The organism is Flavobacteriales bacterium, assembly GCA_016713875.1.
GTDB lineage: Bacteria > Bacteroidota > Bacteroidia > Flavobacteriales_F > PHOS-HE28 > PHOS-HE28.
Genome location: JADJOI010000003.1, coordinates 824,357 through 840,969, shown reverse-complemented (window position 1 = coordinate 840,969; position 16,613 = coordinate 824,357). Strand labels below are relative to the sequence as shown.

The 16,613-nt window shown below is 66.0% G+C and carries 13 protein-coding genes and 1 tRNA gene; 8 read left to right on the top strand and 6 right to left on the bottom strand.

The genetic code is table 11. From position 1 onward, the window contains the following. The first annotated feature begins 254 nt into the window (after positions 1-254). From IPJ87_05005 to IPJ87_04990, 4 genes are read left to right on the top strand one after another with little or no spacing between them, the layout of a single operon-like run. Positions 255-1,013, top strand: coding sequence for a hypothetical protein (locus IPJ87_05005; GenBank protein MBK7941219.1), 759 nt, complete (start codon positions 255-257; stop codon positions 1,011-1,013). Next, positions 1,010-2,518 (top strand): RimK family protein, encoded by a 1,509-nt coding sequence (locus tag IPJ87_05000; protein ID MBK7941218.1) that lies wholly within the window; start codon positions 1,010-1,012, stop codon positions 2,516-2,518. Before IPJ87_05005 ends, IPJ87_05000 begins: the two co-directional genes overlap by 4 nt. Further along, positions 2,515-3,756: a glutamate--cysteine ligase gene (locus IPJ87_04995; GenBank protein MBK7941217.1), complete on the top strand. Its 1,242-nt coding sequence runs from the start codon at positions 2,515-2,517 to the stop codon at positions 3,754-3,756. Before IPJ87_05000 ends, IPJ87_04995 begins: the two co-directional genes overlap by 4 nt. After that, complete coding sequence (locus IPJ87_04990) at positions 3,753-4,463, top strand: N-formylglutamate amidohydrolase (protein MBK7941216.1); 711 nt, start codon at positions 3,753-3,755, stop codon at positions 4,461-4,463. The genes IPJ87_04995 and IPJ87_04990 overlap by 4 nt, the downstream gene beginning before the upstream one ends. Positions 4,464-4,513: 50 nt before the next feature. Here the strand turns inward: IPJ87_04990 and IPJ87_04985 are convergent, their stop codons facing one another. The 3 genes from IPJ87_04985 to IPJ87_04975 all read right to left on the bottom strand — a co-directional run bounded on the left by IPJ87_04985 (position 4,514) and on the right by IPJ87_04975 (position 8,211). Continuing rightward, positions 4,514-5,935 carry a T9SS type A sorting domain-containing protein gene (locus tag IPJ87_04985; GenBank protein ID MBK7941215.1) on the bottom strand — a complete coding sequence of 474 codons (1,422 nt, stop codon included), beginning with the start codon at positions 5,933-5,935 and terminating at the stop codon, positions 4,514-4,516. Then, on the bottom strand, positions 5,862-7,355 hold the full coding sequence (locus IPJ87_04980; GenBank protein MBK7941214.1) for a hypothetical protein: 1,494 nt from the start codon (positions 7,353-7,355) through the stop codon (positions 5,862-5,864). Before IPJ87_04980 ends, IPJ87_04985 begins: the two co-directional genes overlap by 74 nt. 82 nt (positions 7,356-7,437) lie before the next feature. Further along, the gene (locus IPJ87_04975; GenBank protein ID MBK7941213.1) at positions 7,438-8,211 is read right to left on the bottom strand and encodes an MBL fold metallo-hydrolase; all 774 of its coding nucleotides are present in this window, start codon (positions 8,209-8,211) and stop codon (positions 7,438-7,440) included. A 50-nt stretch (positions 8,212-8,261) separates the two neighbouring features. On the opposite strand from IPJ87_04975, the gene IPJ87_04970 reads away from it, so the two are divergent. The 3 genes from IPJ87_04970 to IPJ87_04960 all read left to right on the top strand — a co-directional run bounded on the left by IPJ87_04970 (position 8,262) and on the right by IPJ87_04960 (position 11,092). Continuing rightward, positions 8,262-8,351: transfer RNA gene (locus tag IPJ87_04970), tRNA-Ser, on the top strand. Between the two features lie 207 nt (positions 8,352-8,558). Then, complete coding sequence (locus IPJ87_04965) at positions 8,559-10,010, top strand: GWxTD domain-containing protein (protein ID MBK7941212.1); 1,452 nt, start codon at positions 8,559-8,561, stop codon at positions 10,008-10,010. Positions 10,011-10,054: 44 nt separating this feature from the next. Then, the gene (locus tag IPJ87_04960; GenBank protein ID MBK7941211.1) at positions 10,055-11,092 is read left to right on the top strand and encodes a glycosyltransferase family 2 protein; all 1,038 of its coding nucleotides are present in this window, start codon (positions 10,055-10,057) and stop codon (positions 11,090-11,092) included. Here IPJ87_04960 and aroQ read toward each other — a convergent pair. Beyond that, positions 11,089-11,523, bottom strand: a complete 435-nt coding sequence (gene aroQ, locus IPJ87_04955; protein MBK7941210.1) for a type II 3-dehydroquinate dehydratase — start codon at positions 11,521-11,523, stop codon at positions 11,089-11,091. The two genes, IPJ87_04960 and aroQ, sit on opposite strands and share 4 nt — an antisense overlap. 44 nt (positions 11,524-11,567) lie before the next feature. On the opposite strand from aroQ, the gene IPJ87_04950 reads away from it, so the two are divergent. After that, on the top strand, positions 11,568-12,485 hold the full coding sequence (locus IPJ87_04950; protein MBK7941209.1) for a tyrosine recombinase XerD: 918 nt from the start codon (positions 11,568-11,570) through the stop codon (positions 12,483-12,485). On the opposite strand, the gene IPJ87_04945 is transcribed toward IPJ87_04950, so the two are convergent. Together IPJ87_04945 and IPJ87_04940 are read right to left on the bottom strand one after the other, a co-directional pair. After that, positions 12,486-13,013, bottom strand: coding sequence for a carboxypeptidase regulatory-like domain-containing protein (locus tag IPJ87_04945; GenBank protein MBK7941208.1), 528 nt, complete (start codon positions 13,011-13,013; stop codon positions 12,486-12,488). 185 nt (positions 13,014-13,198) lie between these two features. Then, positions 13,199-16,591, bottom strand: a complete 3,393-nt coding sequence (locus IPJ87_04940; protein MBK7941207.1) for a T9SS type A sorting domain-containing protein — start codon at positions 16,589-16,591, stop codon at positions 13,199-13,201. Positions 16,592-16,613: the final 22 nt, after the last annotated feature.

Below are 16,613 nucleotides of genomic sequence, written 5' to 3'. Positions count from 1 at the left end.
GCAATACCCCCTTTTGAAGCGAGCGCTGAGGATTTGGCGACCAGACGAGACGCGAGAACAGGAGCATAGCCGGAGCTACGTGACTGTTCTCGCGGCGAAGTATGGTCGCCAAAGACCAACGCGCAGCCAAATGCGGGTATTGCAAACAGGTTCTAAGGCGCCATGAACGGCGGGCTGTTCATGGCCGGCCGTCGCCCGATCGCGCGCGCGACCCGGTCACGTTCACCTTTGCACGATCCGCCCAACCGGCTTCCATGCCCAGGCTCCGCATCCTCCCCCAGCCCGATGACAACACCTGCGGGCCCACGGCCTTGCAGGCGGTTTATGCGCACTTGGGCCTCGACATGCCGCTGGACCAGGTGATCCAGGAAGTGCACGCCCTGGAGGACGGCGGCACCCTGGCGGTCTTCCTGGGCCTGCACGCGCTGAAACAGGGCTTCCATGCGCGCATCCACAGCTACAACCTCCGCGTGTTCGACCCCACCTGGGAGGGCCTTCCGGGTGAGGTCCTACGGAAGAAGCTCGTGGCCCAGACCCGCTTCAAGGACGGCAAGAAGCTCACCGCGGCCTGCCTGGCCTACGCCCGCTTCCTGAAGATGGGCGGCGAGGTCCGGTTCGATGACCCCACCCCCGACCTCCTGCGCGACTACCTGGACCGGGACCTGCCGATCCTCACCGGGCTCAGCGCCACCTACCTCTACCGCAGCAAGCGCGAACACCCCGGCGCCAACGGGCAGAGCGTCTTCGATGACCTCCGCGGAAAGCCCATGGGGCACTTCGTGGTGCTCACCTCCATGGAGGGCAAGACCGTGCATGTGGCGGACCCGTACATGGACAACCCCTACAGCCGCGAGCATCACTACCCGGTGCACGTGGGCCGTTTGATCAACTCCATCATGCTCGGCATCGTCACCTACGACGCCAACATGCTCATCCTGTCGCGCTCGCCCCTTCCACCGCCGCTGGTGAAGGAGCGCGCCCCGAAGCGTCCGAACCCCTCCGTGAGCCCATGAGGAAGATCATCGTGGTGCGCGAGCCGCGTGAGTTCCACCTCGGCCTTTCCGGTGTGGAGGTGGTGTCCAGCAAGGACTACCTCACCGACCCCACCTATGCCGCGCTGCGCAACGTGCGCATCTTCAACCTGGCCCGCAGCTACAGCTACCAGAGCCGCGGATACTACGTGAGCCTTCTGGCCGAGGCCCGCGGCCACAAGGTGATCCCCGACGCGAAGAGCATCCTCGACCTTCGTTCGCCACGCCTGGTGAAGGTCCTGGGACGCGACCTGCACGGCCTCATCCAGCAGCAGCTGGCGGACAAGAAGAAGGACCAGTTCGACCTCAGCATCTACTTCGGCCGCAACGTCAACCGCAGGTACGATCGCCTTGCGCACGAGCTCTACAAGGTGTTCCGATCGCCATTGCTGCGCGCACGTTTCCAGCGCACCGGCGGGGAATGGGAGCTGCGCACCATCCGCCCCATCCCGTACAACGACATCCCCGAGGACCACCTGCCGTTCCTTCGGCGCTTCGCCAGCGAGTACTTCGCCAAGAAACGCTACGACCGCGCCCGCGAGGACCACAGCAGCTACGACCTGGCCATCCTGGTGAACCCCGAGGACCAGGCCTCACCCAGCAACAAGCGCGCGGTGGTGAAATTCCGCCAGGCCGCGGAGAGCCTCGGCTTCAAGGTGGATATCCTCGGCCCCGACGACATCGATCGCGTGGGTGAGTACGACGCGCTGTTCATCCGAGAGAACACCCATGTGGACCACCACACCTACCGCTTCGCCCGGAAGGCTCAGAAGGAAGGCCTCGCCGTGATGGACGCCCCGGACGCCATCCTCAAGTGCAACAACAAGGTCTTCCTCGCCGAGGTGATGGAGGCGCACGATGTGCCCACGCCGCGGACCCTGATCGTGCACGCCGAGAACCGCCAGGAGGTGATCGCACGCTTCGGCCTGCCGGTGGTCCTGAAGCTCCCCGACAGCACCTTCAGCCGGGGGGTCACGAAGGCGCACAACCCCGAGGAGCTGGAACGGAAACTCGACGAGCTGCTGAGCGAGAGCGATCTGGTGATCGCCCAGGAGTTCATGCCCAGCGACTTCGACTGGCGCGTGGGCGTGCTCGATGGCCGGCCGCTGTACGCCTGCAAGTACTTCATGGCCCGCGGCCATTGGCAGATCTACAACTGGAGCAGCGGCACCAAGAAGGACCAGACGGGCGACTTCGCCACCCTGCCGGTCGACCAGGCGCCCAAGGCCATCGTGGATGCGGCCGTGAAGGCCGTGCTGGCCGTGGTGGGCGATCAGGGCCTCTTCGGCGTCGATGTGAAGGAGCGCGACGGGCGCCCCTATGTGATCGAGGTGAACGAGTGCCCCAACATCGATCATGGCGTGGAGGATGTCGTTCTGGGCGAAGCCCTGTACGAGGCCATCATCTGCTCCCTGAAACACCGCATCGAACGCAGGATCGGCATCCGACCGACCGCCGCACCGGCCGCGCCGGCACAACGCAAATGACCCCTCCCAAGCGGAACGCCTTCAAGCTCTTCGAGGTCACTGGCATCGAACTGGAGTACATGGTGGTGCACCGGAGCACCCTGCGCGTGATGCCCATCGTGGACCAGCTGTTCAAGGATGTCGTCGGCCGCATCACCAGCGACGTGGAGCGCGGCGACGTGGAATGGAGCAACGAGCTCGTGAGCCACGTGGTCGAACTGAAGACCGCCCGGCCCACCCGCCGCATCCCGGCCTTCCGACGGAAGTTCGCCAGTGAGGTGCGTGCCATCAACGCCGCCCTCGCCGCACACGACGCCATGCTGCTGCCCACGGCCACCCATCCGCTCATGGACCCCTTCACCGAAACGGTGATCTGGCCCCACGAGTACAACGAGGTGTACGCGCTGTACAACCGCATCTTCGACTGCCGCGGCCACGGCTGGAGCAACCTCCAGAGCACCCACCTCAACCTCCCCTTCGCCACCGATGAGGAGTTCGGCAAGTTGCACGCCGCCGTGCGCATGGTGCTTCCCATCATCCCCGCCCTCACCGCCAGCTCGCCCCTGCTCGATGGCAAGCCCACCGGCTTCCTCGACTCGCGCATGGAAGCCTACCTGCACCATCAGGAGCGCCTCCCCGCCCTCATGGGCTCCCTGATCCCCGAAGCGGTCTTCACCCAGGAGGACTACTACCGCGAAGTGTTCGACCCCATCGGCCGCGCCCTCGCCCCCTTCGACACCGAACAGGTGATGGACCACCACTTCGCCAACTCGCGCGGGGCCATCGCCCGGTTCGACCGCGGTGCCATCGAATTGCGCGTGATCGATATCCAGGAATGCCCGGGGGCCGATCTGGCCATCGCCGAACTGATCGTGGCCCTCTGCCGCGCCATGACCAAGGGCCGCTGGACCAGCACCTACCTGCAGCGCGCCTGGGGCGAGACCGACCTGCTGCCCATCTTCCTGCAGACCATCAAGGACGCCGGTAAAGCCGTCATCGCCAATAAGGACTACCTGCTGATGTTCGGCGTGATGAAAGAGCAGCGGATGACCGCCCAACGCCTGTGGGAGCACATCGTGCAGGAGCTGCGCGGCGAGCTGAGCGAGGAGGCGCGCGCCGTGATCGATCATCTGCTCGCCAAGGGCTGCCTGGCCCAGCGCATCCTCGCCCGCACCGGCCGCAAGCCGTCGGCGGACAGGATCCGGCAGGTCTACGCCGAGCTCGCCGCCTGCCTACAGGACGACCGGCTCTTCGCATGACCGCCGTGCTGCTCACCTGCGAGCACGGCGGCCATGAGGTGCCTACCGAGCTGCGGGCCCTGTTCTCAGGGGCCGACGAGGTCCTGCGCTCCCACCGCGGCTGGGACCCCGGCGCCCGGGACCTGTTCACGGCCTTGCGTCCGCTGGCGCACCTCGCGTTGGAAGGCACCACCTCCCGCCTGGTGGTGGAGCTGAACCGCTCGCTCGACAGCCCGGCCCTGTTCTCCGCGTTCACGCGCGATCTGCCGCACGCACAGCGCAGCCACCTCATCGACGAGCACTACACCCCCTTCCGCACGGCCGCCGCCGATGCCGTGGCCACCTGGCGTGCCGACCGAAAGAGTGTCCTGCACCTCAGCATGCACACCTTCACCCCGGAGCTGGACGGCGTGCAGCGTCCGATGGACATCGGCCTGCTGTGCGACCCTGCCCGCGCTTGGGAACGGGCGTTGGTCGACGCGTGGGAGCAGCTATTGCACATCGCGGCACCGGACCTCGTGGTCCGCCACAACGAGCCCTACCTCGGTACCGATGATGGCCATACCACCGCCATCCGGGCCTCCCACCCCGTGGGGTATGCCGGGATCGAGCTTGAGGTGAACCAGCGCTTCGCTTCGGCCGATGGCCTTCGCATGGACAAGCATGTCACCGAGGCGATCGTGGGCAGCTTCCAGGCCTTGCTCGCCCACCCCGTGGCCACCCCCTGAACGCGAGCGCCCCGGAGGATCCCCCGGGGCGTTCGCAGCAGGTATGACCCTCAACGGACCACCTGGAAGCGCTCCTCGCCCCGCGCCCGGTCGGTGATCACCTGCAGCACGTAGCTGCCCGGTGCCAGGTCCGCAACGTTCAGCACGATGCGATCGCGCAGCGCAGCGCCACCCACCTGCTGACGCATGACCACACGGCCCGCAGCGTCCAGCACGACCAGGTCCGCCGAGCGCGCATCGCCCATGGCCCCGCGCACCTGCAACTGGTCCTGTGCCGGTTTCGGGAAGACCAGCAGCTCCACCGTGGCCGTCTCCTCGATGCCGATGCCATCGGCCAGGTCCCACAACTGGATGTCATCCACCGCGGCCTCCACCAGGCTGCCGCCGTCCAGGTTCTGTCCGGGCCGGATGCTGTCCGAAGCGTTGTACTTGATGTACACCGTGGAACTCGGGCTCACGAGATCGCCCACCCGGAAGGCCACCCGGCGCCAGCTACGATCGCTCGTCCTCGTGTTCTCGACGGGCACCCAGTTGTTGCCATCGTTGCTCAACCACACCTGCCACCAGTCCGCGCCGGGGTTGGCGCCGCTCGGGGGATCGTTCACGTACCAGCGCCAGTAGGACATGGCCGGCTCCTGCATGTTCGACATGTCGAGCGCGGCGCTCCGCAGCGTGGTGGTGCCGCCGTCCACATCGTTCTCCCCCAGCTGGGCGAGCTCGGTCGAGGCGTTGCCCGTCACGTAACAGATCTCGCCGCCCGGCGTGTGCTGGTATCCGGGCTGCACCACGGTGCTTAGGTCACCCGGCGTGGCATAGCTGCCCACGGGCATGTTGAACTCCCACTCGCCGGTGGTGGCGTTGTCCGTGGGAAGCCCGATGTCCCAGTTCCCGAGCTGGGTGTTGTTGTCCGCGTCGTCCGTGGCCACAAGGCCGAAGTCCACCATGATGTAGTACGGCACGTTCGGGTCGGGTTCGGCCGCACCGATCGGCACCACCGCGCTCAGTTGCTGGAAGCTGTCCTCCACCCCCATGTAGTAAGCCACCACCGTCCCCGCCGACTGCGGAGGAATGGTCACATGGTAATCGTTGCTGCCGAAGTCCACCATCGGCAGGGTGTTCCATACCGCCCCGTTGTTCACCCGGTAGAACAGCTTCACTTGCGAGAGGAAGGGCAGGAAGTTCAGGTCGAGGATCAGCTGCGCGTCAAGCTCGATCCCCTGGGCCTCCGGGGCCGTCTCCGGGTTGCTGTGTACGAGCGTCGCGTTGCTCAGCAGGGTGATCCCGTGCAGGGCGAACGCCTCCACGATCGCTCCCGCGTTCGGTGTACCGTTGGTGATGTCCCCGTCGGTGTCGTCCGCCTGCAGCACATCCAGCAGCACATCGCGGAATGCCTGTCCTTCATTTCCGTTCACCGTGTTCGCCTGCAGACCAGGGAAGGCCTCCACACAAAGGGTACACCTTACGGTTCTCATCGTAGCGACGGATGAAATCGTCCGGGTCGCTCAGCGAACTTCCCTCAGCCAGGATCGGGTCCTCGGTGATCGATAGGGCCCACACGTCCGCGTAGCCCTCGTTCATGGCCCCGTTGGTGAACTGGCTCAGGAGCGTGCCATAGAACTTGTCGTTGATGCCGTGTCCATACTCGTGGTACACCACCTCGGCGATCTGCGCGTAGCTCTGGCAGTCCCCGCCCTCCTGGTAGAAGTTGATCGAGCCCCCGTCGTAGAACGCGTTGCAGTTGCCCGCCACATCCACGTTGGTGGTGAACGGGATGTCCATCGAAGTGAAGTTGGGCAGCCATGACTTCATGTGGTCGTGCACCACGTTCACATGGTAGTAGGCGCTCCGCTCACGCAGGGTGGAGTTCGCGTTGAAGCTGATGGCGTTCGGGCCTTCCTGCAAGGTGGTCTGAAAGCTCGGCGTGCTGCCTCCCGTCTTCACGTTGCACCAGCGGCCGTCCAGGAAGAAGGTGGCGTTCACCGGACCGCCGACGCCCGTGTTCAGGTAGCCCTGATCATCCAGGTATTGGCTCAGTCCGTTCACGACCACACGCAGGTCGGGCAGCACCTCGGTAGTGGCCGGCACATACGGGTTCACCGTGTACGCCTCGCCGGTAGCGGCGATCTCGGCGCCCGCGGAGGCCGGCGGAGCATGATGGACCACCAGGTCCTGGCGGTACAACAGCTCGCCCGAATGGGCGTCCACCCAGCACGACCAGCGACCGGGAACGCCTTGCTCCATGGTGTTGACGATCACTTCATGCACCAGACGGTGGTCCACGGTGCGATCCCCCGGGACCGGTAGGATGCGCAGTCCGTTGACCACGGATCCCACGATACCGGTCAATCCGCTCGACGCGTTCACCACCGCGGCGGCTTCGCTGATGCCCGGCTGCGTCTCCACCTGGATCCCCGGATACAGATCGGTGCCGAACGCGATCACCCGGCCTTGGGCGTCCAGCTTCACCATTGCCTGGCCGAACACGACGGGCAGGCCGGCATGGGTCTGGGCAAAGTGCACATAGGTGTGCTTGGCGGTGGGGTACACGGAACGCACGCTGACCTCTGCGAATGGCAGGTTGAAGCCCGCCAGCTGGTGCTGGAGGAAGTCCCATGCCTTCGACACGGGATCAGCGCCCATCGCGGCAATGGGTTTGCCGAAAGCCCGGTGGGGCAACCCGCTTCCCTCGTTGAACTCCGCCCACCAGGTACCGTGCTCGGCGACGAAACTCCGCCATTGAGGACGAGCGCGGAGCTCCGCCTGCCAGGCGATGTCCGGTGTGCGCCGTGGATCGCGGATGAAGGTGATGCTCCGCTCATCACGGCCGCCTTCAACGGCCATGGCAGAAAGGGTGCCGGCGATCAGACCGGCGACAAGGAGGATGTGACGCATTGCGCAACGGGTTGGAGGATCGAAGGTCGTGCTCCGTCGGTAACGGAACAACTCCGACCCCCGCCTTGTGCGTGGAAGCCCATCAGGAGGGGTCGGGCAGCTCCACGGAGAGGCCATCGTGGGCCAGTTCCACCCCTTCCGGGAGGGTGCGCTGCACGTCGGCATGAAGGCCGAGCAAATGGCTGATGTGGGTGAAGAAGGTGCGCCGCGCGCCCAATCCGCGGGCCAGGTCCAGGGCCTCCTTCAGGTTGAGGTGCGCCGCGTGCGGCTCGTGGCGCAGCGCGTTCAACACCAGCACCTCGGAACCACGCACGCGCTCCTTGGTCGATGGTGGCAGCTCTTTCGCGTCGGTGATGTACGTGAGGCCACCGATCCGGAAGCCCAGCACCGGCATGCCCAGGTGCAGCACGTCCACGGCCTCCAACCCGGTACCCGCGGCGTTGAAGGGACCGGCCGAGATGGGGTGCAGTTCCAGTTCGGGCACTCCCGGGTAGCGGACGGCCTCGAAGGCATAGGCGTAGATCCGACGCACCGCGGTCAGGGTGGCCTCGGAGGCATGCACCGGCATCACGGTGCGCTGGCGGTGATTGAAGCTGCGCAGTTCGTCCATGCCGCTGATGTGGTCCATGTGCTCGTGGGTCAGCAGCACGGCATCCACATGATCGATCCCGGCGCGGAGGCTCTGCTGTCGCAGGTCGGGCCCGGCATCGATGAGGATGGACCGCCCGCCCACCTGGATCCAGCCCGCGGTCCGCAGCCGGTGGTCCCGTGGATCCGTGCTGGTGCACACCGCGCATCGGCAGCCGATCACCGGCACGCCCTGGCTGGTGCCCGTTCCAAGGAAGGTGAAGCGCATGAGCGGTGCGCAAATTACCCGATCGGCGGGCGCTACCTTCGCCACCGCTCGGAGAGGTGGCAGAGCGGTCGAATGCGGCGGTCTTGAAAACCGCTTTACCCGCAAGGGTAACGGGGGTTCGAATCCCTCCCTCTCCGCCAAGCCGCCCCGCGAAAGCGGGGCGTGTTCGTTCCGGGCAGCGAGGCGAGCTTGCTCGGACGAGCGGACCCGGGGGTTTGCCCCCTTGCGGGATGCCCATCCACCCCTCGACCCTTCCGCTCGATCCGCTCGGAATGGACCGTGGGAACGGTGGCACCATGCCAAGGAACGGTGGTGATCCGCCCGGCGGCCGAAGTACCTTTGAGATCATGTCACGCTCCATCCTTCCGCTGGTCCTGCTGCCCCTCGCCCTTCCCATCGGAGCCCAATCGCTGCCCGAGTTTCTCGTGGAGGTCAGACGCTTCGAAGTGCCGGAGCAGGGGCCTTTCGTGGACCTCAGCGTGGCCGTGCTCGGGGCTTCGGTCCATCACGAGGACTCCACCGCCGGTCTATCCCAGGCCCGGTTGGAGCTGGTGGCCCTGATCGAGAAGGCCAGCGCCATCGTTGATCATCGGAAAGTGGAGCTCACGGGCCCGCCGCGCACCTCCGAGGTCCCACCCGATCTGCTGTATACCTCGGCCTTCGCCCTTCCGCCCGGCGACTACACACTGGAGGTCCAGGTGCGCGACCTGCAGGGTCCGGACTCGGTACGGACGGAACGCCGCCCGCTGATGGTGCCGGCCATGCCCGATGGACCGACCTTCTCGGATGTGCTGCTGATCTCCGGTACCGGAGAGGAGGGCTCCTCCGGGCACGCCCACGCAGGCCGCACCTTCATCCCCTTCGTGGGGGCCTATTACCCCAGCGCGGTGGAACGCCTGGACCTGTACGCCGAGCTATACGGCATGGATGCCCGCCTTGGTCGGGACAGCCTTTATCTCCTGAGCTACCAGATCGAGGGCCAGGGAACGGGAACCCCGGTCGGTGCGTTCCGGGCGGCGGCACGGGTGAAGGCGCGCGAGGTGGAACCCGTTCTCGGAGGCTTCGACATCCGTTCGCTGCCCAGCGGCAATTACGTGCTGGCCTTGGAGGCGCGCGACCGCTCCGGGCAGCTTCTGGCCCGCACCGAACGGTTCCTCCAGCGCAACAACCCGATCTCCTATCGCATGGACGACCTGTCCACCGTGGCCATGGGCGGCACCTTCGCCGATCGGATCACCGAGCCCGACAGCCTTGCCGAGTTCATCCATTGCCTGCGCCCCATCGCGGACGACCTGGAGCGCAAGATGATCGACGACCGCTGGAAGGACCGCGAGATGGACCTCATGCGCCGCTTCCTCTACAGCTTCTGGTTCAACCGCAACGGGCTGGACCCGGAAGGAGCGTGGAAAGCCTACCGGGCGGAGGTGGTCCGCGTGAACCGGATCTACGGTTCGCGCATCAAGCGGGGCTATGAGACCGACCGCGGCTACGTGCACCTGAAGTACGGGGCACCCAACACCATCGTCGACCGCCCCAGCGACATGGGCGTGTATCCGTATCAGATCTGGCATTACTACCGCGCAGGCCGTTACACCGACCGTCGCTTCGTGTTCTACCTGCCGGACATGGTGACGAACGATTACGAGCTTCTGCACTCGGAGGTCCCGGGCGAGATCCAGAACCCACGCTGGAACCAGGTGCTGCACTCACGCGACACGCCGATGAACAACGTGCAGCCCGGCTCGGTGAACTCCCTGAGCGGTGAACGTTCGGACGAGTTCTTCCTGAACCCGCGCTGACGGTCCCGGCACCACGTCCATCTTTGCCGCCGCACGCAGCCCCCATGCGCGATACGGCGATCGTCATCCTCAACTGGAACGGCCTCACCTGGCTGCAACGCTTCCTGCCCGGCGTGGTGCGGGCCGCCGAGGGTGCCGAAGTGGTGGTGGCCGATAATGGCAGCTCCGACGGTTCGTTGGACTGGCTGCGCTCGTCCATGCCTGCCGTACGCACCATCGGTCTGGAGCGGAACCTCGGCTTCGCCGGTGGCTACAATGCCGCTCTCGAGCAGGTGCGGGCGTCCTACTTCGTACTGCTCAATTCGGACGTGGAGGTCCTGCCGGGCTGGCTGTCCGGTATGCGGGCCATGCTGGATGCCGACCCGCGCATGGCGGCCTGCCAGCCCAAGGTCCTGGCCCATGCCCATCCGGAGCGGTTCGAGCATGCTGGCGCTGCCGGCGGATACATCGACCGCAACGGCTATCCCTTCTGTCGTGGCCGGATCTTCGAGATCACCGAACCGGACCACGGCCAGTATAACGATGATCGGGAGGTTTTCTGGGCCACCGGAACCTGCCTGATGGTGCGCGCTCAGGCCTTCCGCGAGGCCGGCGGCTTCGATGCCTCCCTGTTCGCGCACATGGAGGAGATCGATCTGTGCTGGCGTCTGCGGCGGCGTGGTTGGCGCATCGGCTATACGGCTCGCGCCAGCGTGCTGCACGTTGGCGGTGGTGCGCTCGGGTACGGCAGCCCGCGAAAGACCTACCTCAACTTCCGCAACAGCCTCATCGTGCTCACCAAGAACCTGCACACCGGCTGGCTGCCGGGCCGCTTGCTTCGCCGCTTCCTGCTGGACGGTGCGGCCGGTTGGAAATTCCTGCTCGAGGGGCACGGTGCCCATAGCTGGCAGGTGGCCCGCGCCCACGTCCACTTCCTCGGTCGCCTTCCCACGCTGCTGCGCGAGCGCGCAAGGCTCATGCGGGAAGATCGGGAGCCCGACCTCACCGGCATGTACACGCGCAACATCGCGTTCGACCGGTTCATCCTCAAGCACGACCGCTTCAGCGACCTGCCCGACGAGGCCTTCGTGAAACGCGCCTAGAGGGTGCCCACGCGGCGTAGCAAGTGGTCCACGGCCAGGCGATAGCCTTCGGCCCCAAGACCCATGATACTGCCCGCGCACACCGCTCCCACGAGGGATGTGTGGCGGAAGGGCTCTCGCGCGAGCAGGTTGGAGAGATGCACCTCCAACACGGGCACGGACACCGCCGCCACCGCATCGCGCAGCGCCACCGAGGTGTGGCTGTACCCGCCGGCGTTCAGCACCACACCGGCGTACACCCCGTCCGCTTCATGCACCCAGCGGATCAGCTCCCCCTCCAGTTCGCTCTGACGGTGATCGATCCGGTGCGTGGGGAACGCCGCTCGCAACCCGGCGATCAGGCCATCCAGGTCCGTGCTGCCATAGATCGAGGGCTCGCGACGCCCGAGCAGGCCGAGGTTCGGGCCGTTGACCACCAGGATGTCCGCCATGCGGGCGAAGTAACGAAAGGCCCGCCCGATGGCATCTTTGTGCGGTGGACTGGCCCCGCGCGCTCACCCTGTTCCGCACCCACCTCAAGCTGGAACGCTCCCTGAGCGACCGCACGGTCGAGGCCTACCTCTCCGATCTGGCCAAGCTGCGCTCCTTCGCCGAATCCCATTCCCCGGCCCTGGCGGCGGATGCCCTGCGCTTGGAGGATCTTCAGGCCTTCCTCATGCACACCGTGAAGCAGGGCCTCGGACCGCGGAGCCAGGCCCGGCTCCTCAGTGCCGTCCGCGCCTTCCATCACGCCCTGCTCGTCGATCGGCGCATCGAGACGGACCCCACCGAACTGCTTGAGGCGCCTCGGCTCGGGCGCCATCTGCCGGAGTTCCTGAGCGTGACCGAGATCGACGCCATCATCGCGGCCATCGACCTGTCCAAACCCCTCGCCCATCGTGACCGGGCCATCGTGGAGACCTTGTACGGATGCGGCCTTCGCGTGAGCGAACTGTGCGGCCTTCGCCTCAGCGACATCCATGACCAGGAACGTTTCATCCGCGTGCTGGGCAAGGGCGACAAGGAGCGTCTGGTGCCCATCGCCTCGCTCACGCTGGATCGCATCAGGGACTACCGTGAGCATGAACGCGTGCATCTGCCCGCGGTGCCCCGTGCCGGTGAAACGCTCTTTCTGAACGCCCGCGGCGGGCCGATCTCCAGGGTGGCGGTGTTCAACCTGGTGCGCACGCTCGCCGCCAAGGCCGGCATCGCCAAGGTCATCAGCCCGCACACCTTCCGGCACAGCTTCGCCACGCATCTCGTGGAGGGCGGTGCCGACCTGCGTGCCGTCCAGGAGATGCTCGGCCACGCCAGCATCACCACCACCGAGATCTACACGCACCTGGACCGCGAATACCTGCGCAGCAACATCCTGCAGCATCATCCCCGGGCCCGGGGACGCTCGGGCGGTTGATCAGTTCAGCTTCGCCAGGGCTCCTCGGGCGGCCAGGGCCCGCGTCACCTCCTCCATCAGCGCGGCCACCTCTCCTCGGATACGGCCGTCGTACTTCTCGTCCCAGTCCATCCGCCCGTCCAATGGGTCGAACCGGGCGATGCCCATGGGCAGGTCGAAAAAGGTCAGGTCCAACTCCGGCACCCGGTCGAACAGCGTCATTTCGATGAAGACCTCCTTGATGCTGTGATCCCCCTCCCAGATCGGCCCGTGGGTGGTGACCGTGAAGCACTTCGTGACATGACCGGGCAGGACGAAGCGGATCACATAGTCCGCGTTGTTGTCCAGCAGCAGTTCGTACCGCCCGGTGTGCCCGGTGGTCAGGGTCCGCACGCGCTCGCCATTGCGGTACACACGCACCTGGGCGTCCGCCAGCGGAGCCGCCGTGAACTTGTCCGTCACCGTGCCGACGATCCTGAGCTGGGCCGCCTCCGCGGTCCAGGTCAGCAGAACGGTGGCCAGCAGCATCAGGTCACGCAGACGTCCCATGTGTGCGGTGGTCCGGCTGGTGCGCGGACCGGGCGGCGAAACTATCGGCGCGACCAACGGGATCCAAGGCTCCCTGGCCTCCGGGCCGGACGATCGATCAACAGCCCTCTGTTCACAACCGCGCAGCCTGGAAAAGGAAGCGGGGCGGCCCGAAGGACCGCCCCGCTCCTGCTCGATCGAACGGCTTACTGCACCACGAGGCGCTGTTCGCTGATCGCGTCGTCGGTGCTGACGCGCAGGATGTACGTGCCTGCCATGAGCGCTTCGGCGCCATCACGCACCAGGTTCATCCCGGTGTTCAGCGTGCGCCGGTCGCTCCACACCACCCGGCCGGTGGCATCGAATAGCTCCAGTCGGGCATCGCTCGCCGCCGTGGGCCAGACCACGGACACGCTGCCCGCGGTCGGGTTCGGGAACACCGTCCAGCCGTTCACCACGGACTCGGCCACCGCGGTGCTGATGGCCGCGGACAGGCAGATCTCGAAATCGCCCCCGCCGCCGAACTGCGTGTTGGAGTACACGCGCACCACATGGTCGGTGTTCGGGGCCACGGTGACGTCGTAAGGTGCGGTAGGATTGATGTCGCAGCTGAGCTCCGCCCCGTTGCACCCATCGTACACCACGACCACGGCATCGCCCATGCTCACATTGTTGAATGTGATGGTCACGGCATTGTTGGGTCCGGAGTTGAACTCATACCACATGTCGAGGTAGGAACCGGTGGTGGTGTCGCAGGTCGGATCGCCGGCATCCTGTGTGGCCTGCACGTTGTTCCCCTGCGCGCTGTTCTGCGGGCAGTCCGTCGTCGCCCACACCGGGAGCCCGATGGCGTTGGCGCAGTCGTTGTTCGAGGGTGGGCCGACGCACGCCACGGCGCTCACCGCGATGGTGTACGGACCCGTGGTCCCTGAGCCGAACTGCCCCACCGGCAGCCAGTAGGTGCCGGCTTGCAGGTTCACGAACTCGATGGTGATGTTGCCGTCCGCGCACGTGGTGAACTCAAACGTTCCCGCATAGAACGTGTCCGCCGGACAAGCCGTCCACACAATGTAGGCCTGATCGAACACGGGGGTCGTCCCACAGTAAGAAACGGTCACATCCGCACAGGCAGCGAGCGTGAACGCATGCCACACCTTGGGCACGTTGTCGTCCATCGGGGAGCCTGGGACAGCGTCGCCGGTGGTGGTGGCGCCCACGGTGGTGCCGGTGAAGTTCACCGTCCCACCGACAGCCAAGGCCTGCGGCGTCACGTTGGAACAATTGTCGTTCGCCGGGGCCGCACCGCCGCCGAACACACAGATGTCGAAGGTGGTCGTGGCCGGGATGTCCGTGAAGTAGTGATACACCCGCACGTGATAGGTCTGGCCGACCGTGAGCCCGCTGGCCTGGATCACCTCCACACCGCCTTCCAGGGTGGCATCCGCGCAGCCAAGGCTCGTTGGGTTCGCGCAGCCGCCCGAGAACAGCTCCATCACGGCGTCCAGCGAATCGGACCCCGCGACTTCCACTGTGAGCTGTGCCGCCGTGGCCACGAAGCTGAACCAGACATCGTCGTTCGCGTCGCCCGTGAAGCCGTTGCAGGTCAGAGCAGGCAGCGACTCCGTGGCGTTGGCCACATCACCGGTCACGTACTGGCAGGTGGTGCCCGCCGTGAGCGCCGTAGCCCCGCCGCAGTCGTCATTCGCGGGAACACCGGCGCAGGCCGTAGCGGCCACTTGCACCGTGTACGCGCCAGTGGTTCCGGCACCGAACTGGCCGATGGGCAGGTAGTAGGTGCCTGCCGGCAGCGCGTTGAAGAACACCGTGCCATTGCCGTCCACACAAGTGGTGAAGTCAAAGGTGCCCAGGTTGAACGTGCTCGCCGGACAGTCCGTCCACACGATGTAGATCTCGTCGAACGCCGGGGTCGTGTTGCAGTAGGAGACCACGACGTTCGCACAGCTACTGAGCGTGAAGGCATGCCACACCTTGGGGATCCCGTCGTCCATGTCGGACAAGGGTACCGCATCGTTCGTGGTCGTGGCGCCCACGGTGGTCCCTGTGAAGTTGAGCGAGCCGCCCACGTTCAACGCCTGAGGCACGATGTTCTGACACTGGTCGTTCGCGGGAGCGGTCCCGCCACCGTACACGCAGATGGTGAAGGTGGTGGTGGCCGGGAAGCCTGCTGCGTAGTCGTACACACGCACGTAGTAGGTCTGACCCACGGAAAGCCCAGTGGCCTGGATGGTCTCCACACCGTCGGCCACGGTGGCGTCAGCGCAGGCGAGGTTGGTTCCCGTGCAGGCTCCGCTGCGCAGGTCCACCACCGCATCGAAGCCGGTCGAGCCATCCACTTCGATGGTGAGCGACGCGGCGGTGGCCACGAAACTGTACCATACATCATCGTTGGCATCCCCCGTGAAGGTGGCACAGGTGATCGCGGCGATGGACTGGGTGGCACCGGCCACGTCGCCCGTCACTGGCGTGCAGGTCGTGTTCACCGCGAGCTGCTGGGCGCCGGAGCACTCGTTGTTCGCGGGGGGAGCGGCGCAGGCGGTGGCGTTCAACTCGATGGTATACGGGCCCGTGCTCCCTGCGCCGAACTGGCCGACCGGGACGTAATAGCTGCCGGCCGGCAGTTGCGCGAAGACCACCGTACCGTTGCCGTCCACGCACGTGGTGAAGTCGAACGTGCCGAGGATGCCCGCATCCGCCGGGCAGCTGGTCGCCAGCGCGATGTAGATCTGATCGAACAACGGGGTAGTGCCGCAGTAGTCCAACGTCACGTTCGCGCAGGTGCTTGTAGTGAACCGATGCCAGACCTTGGGCGTCGCATCGTCGTAGTCGCCGCCGACCACGGCGTCATTCGTGACCGTGGCTCCGGCCGTGCTGCCCGTGAACGTCAGCGTTCCGCCGATGGTCAGGTTCTGGGCCACCACGTTGGCGCACTGGTCGTTGGAGGGCGGTGGCGGTGTGCCGAACACGCAGATGGTGAGATCCGTCGTGGGTGCGGCACCCGTGTAGTAGTCGTACACCCGCACGTAGTAGGTCGCGCCCACTGTGAGGCCGGCCAGGGAGACCTGTTCGATGCCATCCTCCACGGTGGCGTCGGCACAACCGATGTTGGTGCCGTTGCAGGCCCCGCTGCGCACATCCACCACGGCATCGAAGTCCAGCGAACCATCCACACGAACGGTGAGTGCGGTGGCCGTGGCGGTGAACTTGTACCACACATCATCATCGGCATCGCCAGTGAACGTGTTGCACGAGATGGCGGCCAGGCTGTTGGTCGCTCCGGCCGTATTCCCCGTCACCGGGTTGCAGGTGGCGCCCACCGTGAGGTTGATGGCTCCGGCGCAGTTGTCGTTCACCGGTGCACCACCCCGGAACATCCCGGTGTTCGCCGGGCGAAGTGACTTGGGGGCCGCTCCGGAATGCACATGCAGTTGTTTCTCCCCGGGGGCTGCCGCACGGTCGGTGCTCGCCTTGCGCGCGACCGGGTTCCGTTCAATGTCCTGTTTCGTCCGTTGCGCGGAAGCGTCCAGGGCCGGTAGGGCCAGGATCACCAAGGCCACGCTCATCGCGTAAGGTCTGATCATGGGTGTGGGTGTTGAGGCGTCG